General features: G+C 67.7%; 15 protein-coding genes. 6 read left to right on the forward strand and 9 right to left on the reverse strand.

Annotated features, from left to right (window positions below; translation table 11 throughout):
- Position 1 precedes the first annotated feature (1 nt).
- The gene (locus AZOLI_RS21115) at positions 2-511 is read right to left on the reverse strand and encodes an aromatic-ring-hydroxylating dioxygenase subunit beta (protein ID WP_014189175.1); all 510 of its coding nucleotides are present in this window, start codon (positions 509-511) and stop codon (positions 2-4) included.
- Entirely contained in the window at positions 508-1,779 is a 1,272-nt protein-coding gene (locus AZOLI_RS21120) for an aromatic ring-hydroxylating dioxygenase subunit alpha (RefSeq protein ID WP_014189176.1), read from the reverse strand. Before AZOLI_RS21120 ends, AZOLI_RS21115 begins: the two co-directional genes overlap by 4 nt.
- Positions 1,780-1,951: 172 nt before the next feature.
- Here AZOLI_RS21120 and AZOLI_RS21125 point away from each other — a divergent pair, with 172 nt between their 5' ends.
- On the forward strand, positions 1,952-3,232 hold the full coding sequence (locus AZOLI_RS21125; protein WP_014189177.1) for an NAD(P)/FAD-dependent oxidoreductase: 1,281 nt from the start codon (positions 1,952-1,954) through the stop codon (positions 3,230-3,232).
- On the opposite strand, the gene AZOLI_RS21130 is transcribed toward AZOLI_RS21125, so the two are convergent.
- Positions 3,192-3,959, reverse strand: a complete 768-nt coding sequence (locus tag AZOLI_RS21130; RefSeq protein WP_014189178.1) for an IclR family transcriptional regulator — start codon at positions 3,957-3,959, stop codon at positions 3,192-3,194. The two genes, AZOLI_RS21125 and AZOLI_RS21130, sit on opposite strands and share 41 nt — an antisense overlap.
- A 122-nt stretch (positions 3,960-4,081) precedes the next feature.
- Between AZOLI_RS21130 and maiA the strand changes: the two genes are divergently transcribed.
- From maiA to AZOLI_RS21145, 3 genes are all read left to right on the forward strand, one after another.
- Entirely contained in the window at positions 4,082-4,720 is a 639-nt protein-coding gene (maiA, locus tag AZOLI_RS21135; protein ID WP_014189179.1) for a maleylacetoacetate isomerase, read from the forward strand.
- A 29-nt stretch (positions 4,721-4,749) separates the two neighbouring features.
- Entirely contained in the window at positions 4,750-5,448 is a 699-nt protein-coding gene (locus AZOLI_RS21140) for a fumarylacetoacetate hydrolase family protein (RefSeq protein ID WP_014189180.1), read from the forward strand.
- A 324-nt stretch (positions 5,449-5,772) separates the two neighbouring features.
- Positions 5,773-6,444 (forward strand): TerC family protein, encoded by a 672-nt coding sequence (locus tag AZOLI_RS21145; RefSeq protein ID WP_014189181.1) that lies wholly within the window; start codon positions 5,773-5,775, stop codon positions 6,442-6,444.
- Positions 6,445-6,622: 178 nt separating this feature from the next.
- Here AZOLI_RS21145 and AZOLI_RS21150 read toward each other — a convergent pair whose 3' ends face one another.
- A complete protein-coding gene (locus AZOLI_RS21150; RefSeq protein WP_044552365.1) occupies positions 6,623-7,321 on the reverse strand; it encodes a helix-turn-helix transcriptional regulator in 699 nt (232 codons plus the stop codon).
- Positions 7,322-7,418: 97 nt separating this feature from the next.
- Here AZOLI_RS21150 and AZOLI_RS21155 point away from each other — a divergent pair, with 97 nt between their 5' ends.
- Both AZOLI_RS21155 and AZOLI_RS21160 read left to right on the forward strand, forming a co-directional pair.
- Complete coding sequence (locus tag AZOLI_RS21155; RefSeq protein ID WP_014189183.1) at positions 7,419-8,048, forward strand: superoxide dismutase; 630 nt, start codon at positions 7,419-7,421, stop codon at positions 8,046-8,048.
- Between the two features lie 558 nt (positions 8,049-8,606).
- Positions 8,607-9,395 carry an SDR family NAD(P)-dependent oxidoreductase gene (locus AZOLI_RS21160; protein ID WP_014189184.1) on the forward strand — a complete coding sequence of 263 codons (789 nt, stop codon included), beginning with the start codon at positions 8,607-8,609 and terminating at the stop codon, positions 9,393-9,395.
- A 69-nt stretch (positions 9,396-9,464) separates the two neighbouring features.
- Here the strand turns inward: AZOLI_RS21160 and AZOLI_RS21165 are convergent, their stop codons facing one another.
- The 5 genes from AZOLI_RS21165 to AZOLI_RS21185 all read right to left on the reverse strand — a co-directional run bounded on the left by AZOLI_RS21165 (position 9,465) and on the right by AZOLI_RS21185 (position 14,755).
- Positions 9,465-10,265 carry an ABC transporter permease gene (locus AZOLI_RS21165; RefSeq protein ID WP_014189185.1) on the reverse strand — a complete coding sequence of 267 codons (801 nt, stop codon included), beginning with the start codon at positions 10,263-10,265 and terminating at the stop codon, positions 9,465-9,467.
- A complete protein-coding gene (locus AZOLI_RS21170; protein WP_014189186.1) occupies positions 10,262-11,200 on the reverse strand; it encodes an ABC transporter permease in 939 nt (312 codons plus the stop codon). Before AZOLI_RS21170 ends, AZOLI_RS21165 begins: the two co-directional genes overlap by 4 nt.
- Complete coding sequence (locus AZOLI_RS21175; protein WP_014189187.1) at positions 11,197-12,270, reverse strand: ABC transporter ATP-binding protein; 1,074 nt, start codon at positions 12,268-12,270, stop codon at positions 11,197-11,199. The genes AZOLI_RS21170 and AZOLI_RS21175 overlap by 4 nt, the downstream gene beginning before the upstream one ends.
- A gap of 215 nt (positions 12,271-12,485) precedes the next feature.
- Positions 12,486-13,547, reverse strand: a complete 1,062-nt coding sequence (locus tag AZOLI_RS21180) for an ABC transporter substrate-binding protein (protein WP_014189188.1) — start codon at positions 13,545-13,547, stop codon at positions 12,486-12,488.
- 251 nt (positions 13,548-13,798) lie between these two features.
- On the reverse strand, positions 13,799-14,755 hold the full coding sequence (locus AZOLI_RS21185) for a LysR substrate-binding domain-containing protein (protein WP_014189189.1): 957 nt from the start codon (positions 14,753-14,755) through the stop codon (positions 13,799-13,801).
- Positions 14,756-14,990: the final 235 nt, after the last annotated feature.

Here is a 14,990-nt window from a genome sequence, read left to right on the forward strand (position 1 = left end):
CTCAGGCCGGATAGATCAGGCTGTTGGCGATCATCTCGGAATCGAAGACGACCACGCGTTCCGCCAAACGCAGCCGCCCCCTATCCTCGACCAGCCGGTCGTGACAGACGCCGCACAGCACGATGGAGGGCTGCCGGTCGATCAGTGTCTGGACCATCAGCAGATTGTGGCGGGTGCGGATGCCGTCGCCGCCCACCGTCACCCGCAGGGGGCCGGGAAAGCGGCGGTAATAGCGCGGGGCGTACATCTGGGTCTTGAGCAGGCCGGTCACCCGGTCCTGCAGCATTCCGCGGCTTTCCGCCTGCATGGTGCAGAGCATGAAGCCGCGCTCGTGGTTCTCGCGCGGGATGACGCGGTAGAGGCACTCTTCGGTGAAGAAGTCCGGCCACTCCTCCAGCCGCACATCGTCGAGCGCATCGTAATAGGCGTCGTAGAAGTCGCGGACCCGGGCGCGCAGTGCCGCGTCCGCAGCCATCGCCGCATCGTCACGGCTCATCGTCAGCGTGCTCATAGCCCCATCACCTCGCGCCAGTAGCGGTACATGCCGCGGATCGCGGTTTCGGTGACCATGTGGTCGGTCGGCGCGATGTCGTGCCCGCCCATCGTCACCAGCGCCTCGGCATCGGGGGAGGCGGCGAAGCCCTGCTGGCACATCTCGATCACCTCGCCGTCGTCGGCCGACACGAAGCCGGCCGGGCCGAACAGGTTGGCCTGCCGGGTGCGGCGCAGCTTCATCTCCGGCGTGTCGTCGGCATAGCACCAGTGGGTCCAGTGGAAATCGAAGCCGCCGGCCCCGGTCGGCACGATCTGGCGCGTGGTCAGCGAATTGACCTGCTGCTGCAGGATGACGCTGGGGAAGATGGTGATCATGCCCACCGTCTCGTCGCCGGGGAACTCGTTCACCACGTCGAGGATGCGCGGGTCGGCCAGCTTCAGGTCGCCCTGGAAATTGCGCATGTCGGCGGTGACGTCGTTGACCTCCTGCGCGCCCTTGCGGCTGATCAGCACGCCGTGGCGGCCGGTGTCGTCGATGTCGACCGCGGATTTCTGGTCGGCGCGGAACAGGCCGAAGGTGACGAAGAACACATGCAGCAGGCCCGCATGGTACGGGTCCTTGATGTTCTCCATCATCAGCTTCCAGTTGCCGGGAATGTGCTGGCGGTTGTAGCCGAGCACCTCCAGCTTCCGGCCGTCATAGACGCGCGTGTAGTGCTTCCAGAATTTTTCGCCGAGATAGTCGCGGAAGGGCGGCGTGTCGTCGGAGAAGGTGGCCCACACCACGCCGTTGACCACCTCGACCCGCAGGCGGCGCAGGCCGTGCTTCGCGGTGTCGAAATCGGCCGGCATGCCGCCCTGGCGCCGCACGCCGCGGCGGAAGGGAACGCCGATCAGCTCGCCGCGCAGGTCGTAGGCCCACTGGTGATAGGGGCAGAGCAGGTCCTTGGCGTGGCCGGACCGGCTTTGGCAGAACTTCACGCCGCGGTGGGCGCAGCGGTTCTCCACCACGCTGATCTCATCCTCGGCGCTGCGCACCACGATCACCGGCTTTTCGCCCAGCGTGGTGGTCTTGAAGTCGCCGACCTTCGGGATCTCGGCCTCCAGGGCGCAATAGAGCCAGTGCGGGCCGTACCAGATCCGCTCCAGCTCGCGCCGGTAGGTCTCCTCGTCCGAATAGACCCAGTAGGGAACCTGCGAGGCTCCGTCGGCGGCCCAGCGCCGGGGGGCCGGGCGGTCCTGCTGTGTGGAGTCCCGGCTGGCGGGACTGCTGGCCGTGCTCATCGCTCCTCCGCGCATCTTGTTGGCAAAGCGTATTGCATATCGTGCGATGAATTGTATATTGCGCAATACGAACGATGCGTCAAGAGCGAACCATCAGTGACAGCGACAGTTCGTCCACGAAGGGCTCCGCCGCCCGTGGAGGCGGGCCGCAGCACGAAGGAGGAAGACGGGCATGAGTGCAGGCATGGATGCGGGCGTGGTCATCGTCGGAGCCGGGCAGGCCGGCGGACGGGTGGCGCTGCTGCTGGCCCAGCGCGGCTTTCCCGGTCCGGTGACGCTGGTGGGCGCGGAAACGCTGCCCCCCTATGAGCGCCCGCCCCTGTCCAAGGAGATGCTGGCCGATCCGCAGCATCCGCTGCCGCTGCTGGTCCCGGCGGCGGAGTACGAGCGGCTGGGGATCGCGCTGCGGCTGGGCCGCCGGGTCACCGCCATCGACCGCGCCCGCCGGGTGGTTGCGCTGGACGACGGCCGGACCCTGCCCTACGGGCGGCTGGTGCTGGCCACCGGCGGACGGCCGCGGCAACTGCCCTTCGCGCTGGAGCGCCTGCAGGTGCTGCGCACGGTCGAGGATGTCCGCGCCATCGCGGCGCGGGCGGAAAAGGCGGCCGGCGTGCTGGTAATCGGCGGCGGCGTCATCGGGCTGGAGGTGGCGGCGACCCTGCGCCGGCGCGGGCTGGCGGTGACGGTGGTGGAGGTCGGGTCACGCCTGCTCGGCCGCAATTTCCCGGAACCGGTCGCCGCGGCCATCGCCGAACGCCACGCGGCGGAAGGGGTGGTGGTCCGCACCGGGGTGCGCGTGCGCACCATGAGCGAGGATGCCGGCGGGCTGCACGCCACCCTGTCCGACGGCAGCACGATCGGCGCCGATTTCGCGGTGGCCGGCATCGGCATCACCCCCGACACGGCGCTGGCGCAGGACTGCGGGCTGGTCACCGACGACGGCGTGGTGGTGGACGCCGGGATGCGCAGCTCCGACCCCGACATCCTGGCGGTCGGCGACATGGCGGCGATTCCGGGACCGGACGGACGGCCGATGCGCTGCGAGACCTGGCAGAACGCCAACGTCACCGCCGAGCGGGCCGTCGCCACCCTCCTGGGCGAGGCGATCCCGCCGGGCGAGGCCGGCTGGTTCTGGACCGACCAGTACGATCTGAACGTGCAGCTGACCGGCGACACCATGATCGGCAACACGATGTCTGGCGGGGCCGGCCGGGTGGTGGAGCAGCGCTCCGCGGTGCCCGGCGGGCGGCTCTACCTGATGCTGGACGGCGACGGCCGGCTGGTCGGCGCGGCGGCGATCAATGCCGGCCGCGACATGAGCGTCTGCCGCCGTCTGGTCGCCGCCGGGGTCAGGCTGCCGGGCGCGATGCTCGGCTCGGATCTGTTCGACGCGCGGGCGGCCCGCGCCCTGCTCACGCCGGCTCCGGCCAGCGCCCGCCCAGTCGATGCGTGATCTCGCGGCAGGCGGCGATCAGCCGCTCCCTCACCGCCGGGTCCTCGTCGGTCTTGAAGGTCTGCGAGGCGATGACCGAGACGACCATGACCAGCTGGCCCTGCAGGTTGAAGACCGGCCCGGCGAAGGCGCGCAGCCCCGGCACGGTGGTGCCGTCGACCCCGGCGATCAGGTCGCGCCGCACCTGCCGGCGGATGGCGTCGATGTCGATCGGGCCGTCGGTGCGGTCGCGCACCAGCTCGCGCTGCAGCACGTCGGAGACGAAACTCTCGTTCTGGAAGGCGAGGAAGACCTTGCCGGTCGCCGACTGGGTCAGCGGCAGGCGCGAGCCGATGGTCAGCGTGGTGTAGATCGGCGGCGATCCGGGAAACCAGCGCACGATGGTCGGCCCCAGATCGGCCCATACCGCGAGCTGCAGGGTGCGGCCGGTCTCCTCCACCAGCTCCTGCGCGATCAGGGCGGCCTGTTCGAACACGTCGAGCCGGGCCATCGCCGCCAGCCCGAGCCGCAGGGCGCCGCTGTGCATATCGTAGAGCGTGGTCGCCGGGTCCTGCCGCAGGAAGCCGGTGTTCACGAAGCTGGCGAGATAGCGGTGGGCCTGGCTGACCGACATCTCGCTCGCCTTGGCGATCTCGGTCAGGCTGCTCGGCCGGCCCAGCCGGACCACGGCGTCGAGCACGCCCATGCCGATCTCCACCGATTGGATGCCCTTGCGCTTCGTCGTCATGCCGCCCGCCCCGTCCGAAATCCCCGGCGTTCCGTCCACCGAAGGGCCGGCACCATAGCGCGCCGGCGGGCGGCGGAACACCCATTCCGGACCAGGAACCGATCATCGAGGAGGGAACCAGCATGAAGATCTACGATTATTTCCGGTCCTCGGCGGCCTACCGGCTGCGAATCGCCCTCACCCTGAAGGGGTTGAGCGCCGAGCGGCACTTCATCCATCTGCGCCGCAGGGAGCAGAGCGCGCCGGACTATCTCGCCGTCAACCCGATGGGCCTCGTGCCGGCGCTGGAGACCGGCGGCCGGACCCTGACCCAGTCGCTCGCCATCATCGAGTATCTCGACGAGACCCACCCCGACCCGGCGCTGCTGCCGCACGATCCGCTCGACCGCGCCTGGGTTCGCTCGCTGGCGCTGGCCGTCGCCTGCGACATCCATCCGGTCAACAACTTGCGCATCCTCAACCACCTGCGCGACGCGCTGGGCCAGGACGAGGCGGCCCGCAACGGCTGGTACGCCCATTGGGTGGCGGAAGGCTTCCGCGGGCTGGAGGCGATGCTGGCCGGCGATGACCGCGTCGGCGCCTTCTGCTTCGGCGATGCGCCGACCATCGCCGACATCTGCCTCGTCCCGCAGGTCTTCAATGCCGAACGGATGAACTGCCCGCTCGACGACTATCCCACCATCCGCCGCATCGCCGCGGCGGCCCGAGCCCTGCCCGCCTTCCAGGCCGCCGAGCCCGGCCGCCAGCCCGACGCCGAATGACCGTCTTCAACACCGGAGGAAAGCCAGAAATGACCGATTACGTCTTCGCCCCCGCCGCCATCCCCGCCGCACCGGTCCGCGGCACCGACGCCCGCTTCCCGATCAACCGCATCTTCTGCGTCGGCCGCAATTACGAGGCCCATGCGCGCGAAATGGGCGTGGAGGTCGACCGCGAGGCGCCCTTCTATTTCACCAAGTCCCCCGGCACCTATGTGCCGAGCGGCGCGACCGTCGCCTATCCGCCGGCAACCGAGAATTATCATTACGAGATGGAGCTGGTCGTCGCCATCGGGAAGCCGGCCTTCCGCATCGCGCGGGACGAGGCGCTGGATGTGGTCTACGGCTATGGCTGCGGCCTCGACATGACCCGGCGCGACCTGCAGCTCGCCGCCCGCGCCAAGCAGCGGCCCTGGGACATCGGCAAGGATTTCGAGGAATCGGCCGTCCTGGCGGAGATCGTCCCGGTGGCTCAGTGCGGCCATCCGGCCAGCGGCAGTCTGGAGCTGCGCGTCAATGGCGAGACGAAGCAGTCCACCGACCTGACCCTGCTGATCTGGTCGGTGCCGGAGTTGATCGCCCACCTGTCCACCCTCTACCACCTGCAGCCGGGCGACCTGATCTACACCGGCACGCCGGAGGGCGTCGGCGCCGTCAAGCCGGGCGACCGCATCGAGGGCAGCATCGCCGGGCTGGGCGGCATCGCCCTGACCATCGGCGAGCCGGCCTGACGGCGGACCCGGAACCGGGGCGGGATCGGGCGGGGAGAATGCTTCCCGCCGGCCCAGTCCGCTGCCCCAGTCCGCTGCCCCCGTCCGCTGCCCCCGTCCGCTGCATGCCAGTTGCCGCGAAACCGGAGTTGCGATGTCGGGAGCGTTCGTCTAAAGGTCGGCCCTGCCAGGCCGGGCCCCTCTGACAGTTCTCAGAACTGTGATGTCGGACTGGAAAGACGATCAGAGTGGCCCCGCCCCGTGCCTGCCGGCAGCGTTCCTTACCGTATGTCCGGATCGGCCCGTGGATGCCACTCTCTTGCCCGATGTGAGAGGACTGCATCTATGACCGATCTGTTCACGGCCGACGCCCTCGCGGCGTTGCTTCAGGTTATCGCCATCGATCTCGTGCTGGCCGGCGACAATGCCATCGTCGTCGGCATGGCTGCCGCCGCGGTGCCGCTGGCCCAGCGCCGCAAAGTCATCTTCTGGGGAATTGCCGCGGCCATCGTGCTGCGCATCTTCTTCGCCCTCATCACCACGCAGCTTCTCGCCATCATCGGCCTGACCCTGGCCGGCGGCGTGCTGCTGCTGTGGGTGTGCTGGAAGATGTTCCGCGAACTGCGCAGCCATGGCGAGGACGAGGTCGCCCCCGACGAGGCCATGAGCATGCCCGAGTCCGGCGGCATCGGCGTCGCCGGTACGGCCGGCGGCGCGGCCGTCGCAGCGGCCGGCGCCACCACGGTCGGTGCGGCCATCTGGCAGATCGTGGTCGCCGACGTGTCGATGTCGCTGGACAATGTGCTGGCGGTGGCCGGCGCCGCCAAGGAGCACCCGACCATCCTGGTGATCGGGCTGGTGCTGTCGGTCGTGCTGATGGGTGCGGCGGCCAACATGATCGCCCATGCGCTGCACAAGCACCGCTGGATCGGCTGGGTCGGCCTCGTCATCATCACCTATGTCGCCCTCGACATGATCTGGCGCGGCAGCAACGAGGTTCTCCGCCAGTTGGCGTAACGCCGGCACGGGAGCGTGACCAACTCGGTTGGGGACCGGACCTGATCGGCCATTCACCCCGCGTTAATCCGCCGGGTCCAGAGTGGACACAGGTTCATACGCTTCCTCCAGAACCAGACCTCAAGGCCGCGCCATCCTGGCTGCGGCCTTTTTCTTTGGCGCCTTCTGCTTCGCGCCGTCAGCGGTCCTCCGCATCCCCCGGAACCGCAACCTGACCCGCAACCGGCCCGATCCGGTAGGCGCAGCGCCGGGCGTCGGCCAGGATATGCTCGACGCGGCAGACCGGGGCATCGGATCCGACCACCTGCTGGAAGACGGCCAGTTCGGACCGGCAGAATCCCTGGTCGGCACCGGCGGCGGCACAGATCGGGCAATGGTTCTCGACCAGGAGGAGCGAGCCGTCCGCCTCCTCCCACCAGTCGGCCATATAGCCTTCCCGGCTGCGAATCGCCGCGAGGCGGGCCACGCGGTCCCTCACCTGCACCACATCCTTCAATTCGGCCAGGTAATTGGCCTCGGTGTCGGCCCGGCGCGCCGCGATCACACTGTCGAGCGCCTCCTGCCCCAGCCTTTCGGCGATGCTCCGGATCAGCTGTGCCGCCAGATCGGCATGGGAATCCGGAAAGCGCGCGTGACCGGCCGCCGTCAACTGCCAGAGCTGGGCCGGCCGCCCAACCCCGCGCGGGCGGGCACGCGCCTCGACCAGCCCTTCGGCCGCAAGCCGGCTCAGTTGCTGGCGCATGTTCTCCGCCGTCGTGCCGAGCGCCTGCCCCAGATCCGCCGTGGTTTGCGGGCCTTGCGTCTTCAAGACCGTCAACAGCTTGTCGGTCACGGTCCTCGGCGACCACCCATGATTTTCCAAGCCGTGGCTTGACATATTAACCGCCACCCAATAAACCAAGTTTGTGCTTTGAATTTTAGCCGCTCGGCACTGCCGACGCAATGGCCGGGCGGCCTTGGCGAAGGAGGAACCGATGACCGCTGCGTTCGTTCTGCCCGATCTGCCCTATGCTCCCGATGCGCTCGGGCCGGCGATGTCGCTGGAAACCATGACGCTTCACCATGGCAAGCACCATGCCGCCTATGTCGCCAAGCTGAACGAGCTGGTTCCGGGATCGGCATTCGCCGGCCTGCAGCTGGACGAGGTCGTGCGGAAGTCCTTCGCCGATCCGCAGGCCCAGGCGATTTTCAACAATGCCGGCCAGCATTGGAACCACATCCATTTCTGGTCCTGGATGAAGCCGGGCGGCGGCGGGGCGGTTCCCGGCGCGCTGGAACGCCGCCTGATCGACAGCTTCGGCTCGGTCGAGGCGTTCCGGGACGGCTTCGTCAAGGAGGGGGTCGCCCAGTTCGGATCCGGCTGGGTCTGGCTGACCGAGGAAGCCGACGGGCGGCTGGCCCTGATGCGCACGCCGAACGGCGAGAACCCGCTGGCGCACGGCCGGCACGCGCTGCTGGGCTGCGACGTGTGGGAACATGCCTATTACGTCGATTACCGCAACCGCCGTCCCGACTATCTCGCGGCGTTCCTGGAACAGCTGGTCGATTGGGAGTCCGTTGCCGCGCGGCTGGGTCAAGCGTCCGGCGCGACCGCTGCCGGGTGATCGTCGTCTGACGCTGCTTTTGAAGGTTTGACGGTCAGGCTGGCGTCGCGGGAAACCGTGGCGCCGTCTGTCCGTTCGGAAAGCGGGACGTAAGGGGATTTGCACGCACGCCGCCGGAGCGGAAAAAGACGGTGGCTGACGTTCAGGCTCGGGAGGCTGACGGCTGGCTTCCGCTGTAGGTGCGTTCGAATGATTGAATGATAACGATAATCATTCGCATGTCAAGCGCCAACCTGCGGTCACCCAGGGCATCACGGTACCTTATTCGGCCGTCATTCCCGCAACGGCGGGATTCCACCCGTTTCAGCCGCTTCATTGCGGAGCTTCCTGGATCCCCGCTTTCGCGGGGATGACGCAAAGTCCCTTTGATTCCAGAGACTTAATGTCGCCCCGAGATCAGTGCATCCCGTAGCGCCTTCGCAGGCATGACCGGCTTCCTCGGAAAAGAACACGTTCTTCATATGCGATTGCCGGGGGGGGAGAGGGCGATCTTCCCGAAGCTGTGATACTGTGGCGCATCAATCGGATGCCTCCAACGTCATGAGGAAAGATCGGACAATGTCGAACAACGTCCCGAACACCGCCACGGCCAAAATCGCCATCGTCACCGGCGCCACTTCCGGTTTCGGCGATGCCATCGCCCGGCGGCTGGTGGCGGAGGGCTGGCGGATCGTCGCCACCGGCCGGCGTCGGGACCGGCTGGACGCGCTGGTCGAGGCGCTGGGCGGGCCGGCGGTGGTCCATCCGCTGTGTTTCGACATCCGCGACGAGGAGGCGACGCGGGACGCCCTGGCCTCGCTGCCGGACGACTTCGCCGATATCTCCGTCCTGGTCAACAATGCCGGGCTGGCGCTGGGCACCAAGGCGGCGCAGGACTGCGACCTGGAGCAGTGGCGCACCATGATCGACACCAACGTCACCGGGCTGGTGACGATCACCCGGCTGCTGCTGGACCGGCTGATCGCCCGGCGCGGGCTGATCGTCAACCTCGCGTCGGTCGCCTCCAACTGGCCTTATCCCGGCGGCAACGTCTATGGCGGCACCAAGGCCTTCGTGCGGCAGTTCTCGCTCGGACTGCGCAGCGATCTGTCGGCGCAGGGCGTGCGCGTGACCTCCATCGAGCCGGGCTTGGCGGAAAGCGAATTCACGCTGGTGCGCACCGGCGGCGACAAGGCGGCCTACGATGCGCTCTATGGCGGGGCCAACCCGCTGCAACCGGAGGACATCGCCGAGACGGTGCGCTGGGTGGTGTCGCTGCCGCCCCACGTCAACATCAACGCCGTGGAGATCATGCCGGTCAGCCAGTCCTGGGCACCGTTCAAGATCCACCGCGAAACGCAGAACTGAGAAACACTGGCCGCAAGGTCGGCGGTTGCACCGCTGGCGGCGCTCGCCGCCGGCGGTGATGCGCGCCGATCAGTCGCGGCCCTTGCCGACCAGCAGCCGCTCCAGCCCATAGACACGGTCGAGCACCAGCATGGCGGCGACCGTCAGGAAGATCAGCACCGCCGACACCGCGGCGACCAGCGGGTCGATGTTGTCCTGGATGTAGAGGAACAGGCGCACCGGCAGGGTCGTGGTTTCCGGCGAGGCGATGAAGACGGTCATCGTCACCTCGTCGAAGCTGTTGATGAAGGCCAGCACCCAGCCGCTGGCGACACCCGGCAGGATCAGCGGCAGCGTCACCCGGCGGAAGCAGGTCCAGGAGGAGGCGCCGAGCGACGATGCCGCATTCTCCACCGCGCGGTCCATGCCGGTGGATGCCGCCAGGATCAGGCGCAGCGCGAAGGGCAGGATGATGATGACGTGGCTCAGCACCAGACCGACGAAGGTGCCGCCCAGCCCGATCATGGTGAAGAAGCGCAGGAAGGCGATGCCGAGCACGATGTGCGGCACCATCAGCGGCGACAGGAACAGCGCCTGGATCGCCTCGCGCCCGAAGAACTGGTGGCGCGCGATGGCAAGGGCGGCCGGCACCGCCACCAGGATCGCCAGGGTGGAGGACACCGCCCCCAGCAGCAGGCTGTCCTTGAAGGCGCGGATGAATTCCGGATTGTCGCCGATGGCGCGGAACCAGCGCAGCGACAGCCCCTCGGTCGGCAGCGACAGATAGCCCTGCGAGGTGAAGGCGACGGCGCAGACGATCAGGATCGGCGCCAGCAGGAAGCCCAGGAACAGGACGTGGAAGATCAGCGCGAGTGGGCCGTTGCGGTTCATTCGAACACCTGTTTGTAGCGACGTTCGACCAGCCGGTTGCAGCCGACGATGATGACGATGTTGGCGATCAGCAGCAGCACCGCCACGGTGGCGCCCAAGGGCCAGTTCAGCGTGTTCAGGAACTCGTCATAGGCGAGAGTCGCCGCCACCTTCAGCCGCCGCCCGCCGATGATCGCCGGGGTGGCGAAGGCGCTGGCCGCCAGCGCGAAGACGATGATGGAGCCCGACAGGATGCCCGGCACGATCTGCGGCAGCACCACCCGGCGCATCACCGTCAGCGGCCCGGCGCCCAGCGACAGCGCCGCATTCTCCACCTGCGGGTCGAGCCGCTGGAGCGAGGCCCAGACCGACAGCACCATGAAGGGCACCAGCACATGGGTCAGCGCGATGATGACGCCGGTTTCCGTATACATGAACTCGATCGGCGTCGCGATCAGCCCCAGCGCCATCAGCCCCTGGTTGACCAGACCCGTCGAGCCGAACAGCAGCGCCCAGCCCAGCGTGCGCGACACCACCGAGATCAGCAGCGGCCCCAGCACGATCAGCAGGCAAAGCCCGCGCCAGGGCGACTTCATGCGGCGCAGGATATAGGCCTCCGGCGCGCCGAACACCGCGCAGAGAATCGTCACCACCGCGGCGATGCGGAAGGTGCGCAGGAAGACCTCGTGGAAATAGTCGTCGGCGATGATCTCGGCATAGTTGCCGAGCTGCCAGACATTCTCGATGCCGCCATAGAAGCTGAAGCTGTTCAGCGACAACAGGAAGGTCATCGCCAGCGGCACCAGCAGCAGCACCGCGAACAAGGCGAGGCCGGGGGCGCTCAGCAGATAGGGCGCCCAGGGGAAGCTGCGCGGACGGCGCGGCGGGGGTGCGTGGGTATCCGGCTTCGCGGCGGATGCCTGCAGTTGGGTATCGGTGGAGGCCGCCATGCTCATGCCGCCTCCCGGGCGGACAGGTCCGCCTCCGGATCGGCGGGCATCACCGCCATGTCCTGCGGGCGCCAGCCGATCGTCACCCGCTCGCGCTCCGCCGGCAGGGGCGAGCCGTCATGCTGGCGGATCACCATCACGCGGCCGGCCGCGGTCTCGATCTCGAACAGCCACTGCGTGCCCTGGAAGACGCGGGCCAGTACCGTGCCGCTGAGCCCGCCCGCATCGACGAAGCCGATCTTCTCCGGCCGGACGGCCAACGCCCCCGGTCCCGGCGGCACCGGCTGCGACACCGGCCACACGCTGTCCGCGACGGTGATGACGGTTCCTGCCGCCCCGCTGCCGACCATGCCCGGCAGCAGGTTGGTGCGGCCGAGGAAGTTGGCGACGAAGGCGTTGGCCGGGCGGTCGTAGGCCTCCTGCGGGGAGGCGACCTGCTGGACGCGGCCCTTGTTCATCACCACCACGCGGTCGGACAGGGCCATCGCCTCCGACTGGTCGTGGGTGACGAGGATCATGGTGGTGCCGACGGTGCGCTGGATGCGGCGCAGCTCGATCTGCATCTCCTCGCGCATCTTGGCGTCGAGGTTGGACAGCGGTTCGTCGAGAAGCAGAAGGCTCGGCTTGATGACCAGCGCGCGGGCCAGCGCCACGCGCTGCTGCTGGCCGCCGGACATGCGGCGAGGGTGGCGGTCGCCATACTGCTCCAGCCCGACCAGCTTCAGCGCGTCGGCCACCATGCGGTCACGGTCGGCGCGGGCGATCTTGCGCATCTCCAGCCCGAAGGCGACGTTTTCGGCCGCGGTCATGTGGGGGAACAGGGCATAGCTCTGGAAGACGATGCCCAGCCCACGCTCGTTCGGCTTCTTCGCCAGCAGGTCCTGGCCGTCCAGCATCACGCGGCCGCCGTCGGCGTCGAGGAAGCCGGCGATCATCTGCAAGGTGGTGGTCTTGCCGCAGCCCGACGGCCCCAGCAGCGAAATCAGCTCGCCCTTCTCGACGGTCAGCGAGACGCGATCGACCGCCGTCCAATTGGCGAAGCGCTTGGTCAGTTGGTCGAGAACCAGATAAGTCATGCCGTCGTCTCCCTTTCGCTTCGCCCCTGAAGCGTCCGCACATCCAACGCTTGCGAAGGACTGCAACCGTCGTGGGCGGATGGCCCTTCTCCCCTTGTGGGAGAAGGGTTGGGATGAGGGGTGCAGCCGGCCGAAGGCCGGCGGAACCGTGAGTTCGCGCCCCCTCACCCCAACCCCTCTCCCGCAAGGGGAGAGGGGCTCTGCTCCTTACATCCTCAGCGCTCGATCTCGCGGGTCCAGCGCTTGTTCCATGCTTCGCGGTTCTTGTTGATGGTGTCCCAGTCCACCACCAGCAGCTTGCCGACCTGCTCGGGGCCATAGGGGATGCCGACCTGCTTTTCGGCGGGCAGTTCGACCGTCTTGTTCACCGGGCCGAAGCCGGCGTTGACGGCCAGCGCGGTCTGCGCCTCGACGCCCAGCATGTGCTGGATGAACTTCTGTGCCTCGGCCGCATTCTTGCTGCCGGCGACCTGACAGGCGGCGGAGCCCAGCACGATGCCGCCCTCCTTCGGGTAGGTGAAGGTGGCGGGGAAGCCGGTGTCGGCCAGCGCCTTGGCCCGGCCCGAGCCCCAGACGGCGATGACGGCCTGGTTGCTCTGGAACAGCTCGGTCATCTTGCCCGGCGACGGCTCGTAGGCCAGGACGTTCGGGTTGATCTTGTCCTTGAATTCCTTGAAGCCCGGCTCGATGTTGGTCTCGCCGCCGCCGTTCAGGCGGGCCATCATCACCAGCGCGTGCAGTCCGTAGCTGTTGTTGATCGGCGGGACCACCAGCTTCTTCTTGTAGCGCGGATCCTCGATGTCCTTCCACGAGGTCGGGGCCGGGATCTTGTTCTCGTCGAAATAGGCCTTGTTGTAGACGATGCCGGTGCCGACCGCGCCGAAGTTGATCGCCTTGCCCGACGGCATCTTCGCCAGATCATAGAGCTGGTCGTAGACCGGCGCCTTCGCCAGATCGGCGCAGAAGTTCAGCGCCACCGCCTGATACATCGGGCCGTCGTCGAGGATGACGACGTCGATCTGCTGGTTGCCCTTCTGGGCCTGCAGCTTGGCGAGGTTGTCGGTGGAGTTGCCGGCGACATACTCGACCTTCACGCCCGTCGCCTTTTCGAAGGCCGGGATGATGTCCTTGCGCATGGTCTGCTCGAAGGAACCGCCATAGGCGGCGACATAGAGCGTCTTGTCCTGGGCCCCCGTTTGGGCCTGGGCCGTCTGGATCGCGGCCATGCCGCACCACAGGGCCGCCGTCGCCATCAACCCGCACATCACGGAGCGCATCGTCATTCTCCTCTTGAGCCTCGGCCCCTGTTCAGGGGTCCCTGTTCACGATCCTGGGGTTTCATCTGAGCCTGATCTTCGGACCGCATCGCGATGCGGAACCGGATCGCCGCTTTTACCGTCCCTCACCTTGCCGCCGCCGTTGTTGCGGGCTGTTTTTCGGGAAGGTCGCGGCCAGGACGCAGGCCAAGGGTGCTGGTGCAGTCACATAACCGTCAAATCGAAAAACCGCCATCATTCATCCGGTAATGTTATAATTCCGTGTTCCGAACGAGTTGAGAACCGGCTTCGGTGCCGGTGCCCGGTCCGAGGAAGCGGTCGCGGAAGTGCATCGCCTCCTCCATGAAGCCGGCGAGGAAATCCTCGGCGATCATCGACAGCGGCACCTGGGCGGAGCGCAGGATGGCGATGTCGAAGCCGATGCGCGGTTCGAAGGGGCGGACGACCAGCCCGTGCGGGACATAATCCTGGGCGGTGAAGGGATCGACGATCGACACGCCATAACCGGCCGCCACCATGGCGCAGGCATTCATCGTCAGCTGGGCTTCCACCCGCATCACCCGCGACACGTCATGGTCGGCGAAAACGGTGTCGATGCGGGAGCGCAGCAGCGCCGGCGGGGTGGTGGAGATGAAGCTCTCCCCCTCGAAATCCTTCGGGACCAGCACATCCTTCGCGGCGAGCGGATGGCCGGGCGGCAGGATTGCGACCGCCGGAATGCCGGGGATCTTCTCGGTCAGCACCGCCGCATGGTCGATGGGGGTGTGGGCGAATCCCAACTCGCACTGGCCGGTCGCCACCCAGTCCAGGATGATGGGCGAGGTGCTGCCGCGCAGCGCGATGTCCACCCGCGGCCGTTCGCTGAGAAAGCGCGCAACGTAGCGCGGCAGGAATCCGACGCCCAGCGCCGGCATCGCCGCCACCCGCAACGCCCCGCTGCGCCGGGCGGTCAGGTCGCGCGCCGTCTGTTCGATCAGTTCCAGCCCGACGAAGGCGCGGTCGACCACCTGATAGAGCGAGATCGCCTCGCTGGTCGGCGCGATGCGGGGGCCGCGCCGTTCGAACAGCGTCAGCTTCAGCGCATATTGCAGGTCGCTGATCAGGCGGCTGACCGCGGGTTGGGAGATGTTCAGCAGTTCGGCCGCGGCGGTGATGCCGCCGGTCACCATCACCGCGCGGAAGGCCTCGATCTGGCGCGGATTGATCATGGCGCCGGGCCCGCTCCGGCGGCGGATACATAACATTCGGTCATGAAACACCCCTTCGATCTGATTTGACAGTTATAGGTTGGCTGCCGATGCTGTCGCAAGGATCGAGGAGCGGCGGAGCGCCGCCGGGCAGCATCCCGTGGTGCTCCGCCAAAGAAAACACTGCAGTTAGCAATCCATCCATGTGTAACGCTGGCGGATCCGGCGTGTCCGCAAGGATATGCGCGACATTCAT

It is taken from the genome of Azospirillum lipoferum 4B (genome assembly GCF_000283655.1).
GTDB classification, from domain to species: Bacteria; Pseudomonadota; Alphaproteobacteria; order Azospirillales; family Azospirillaceae; genus Azospirillum; species Azospirillum lipoferum_C.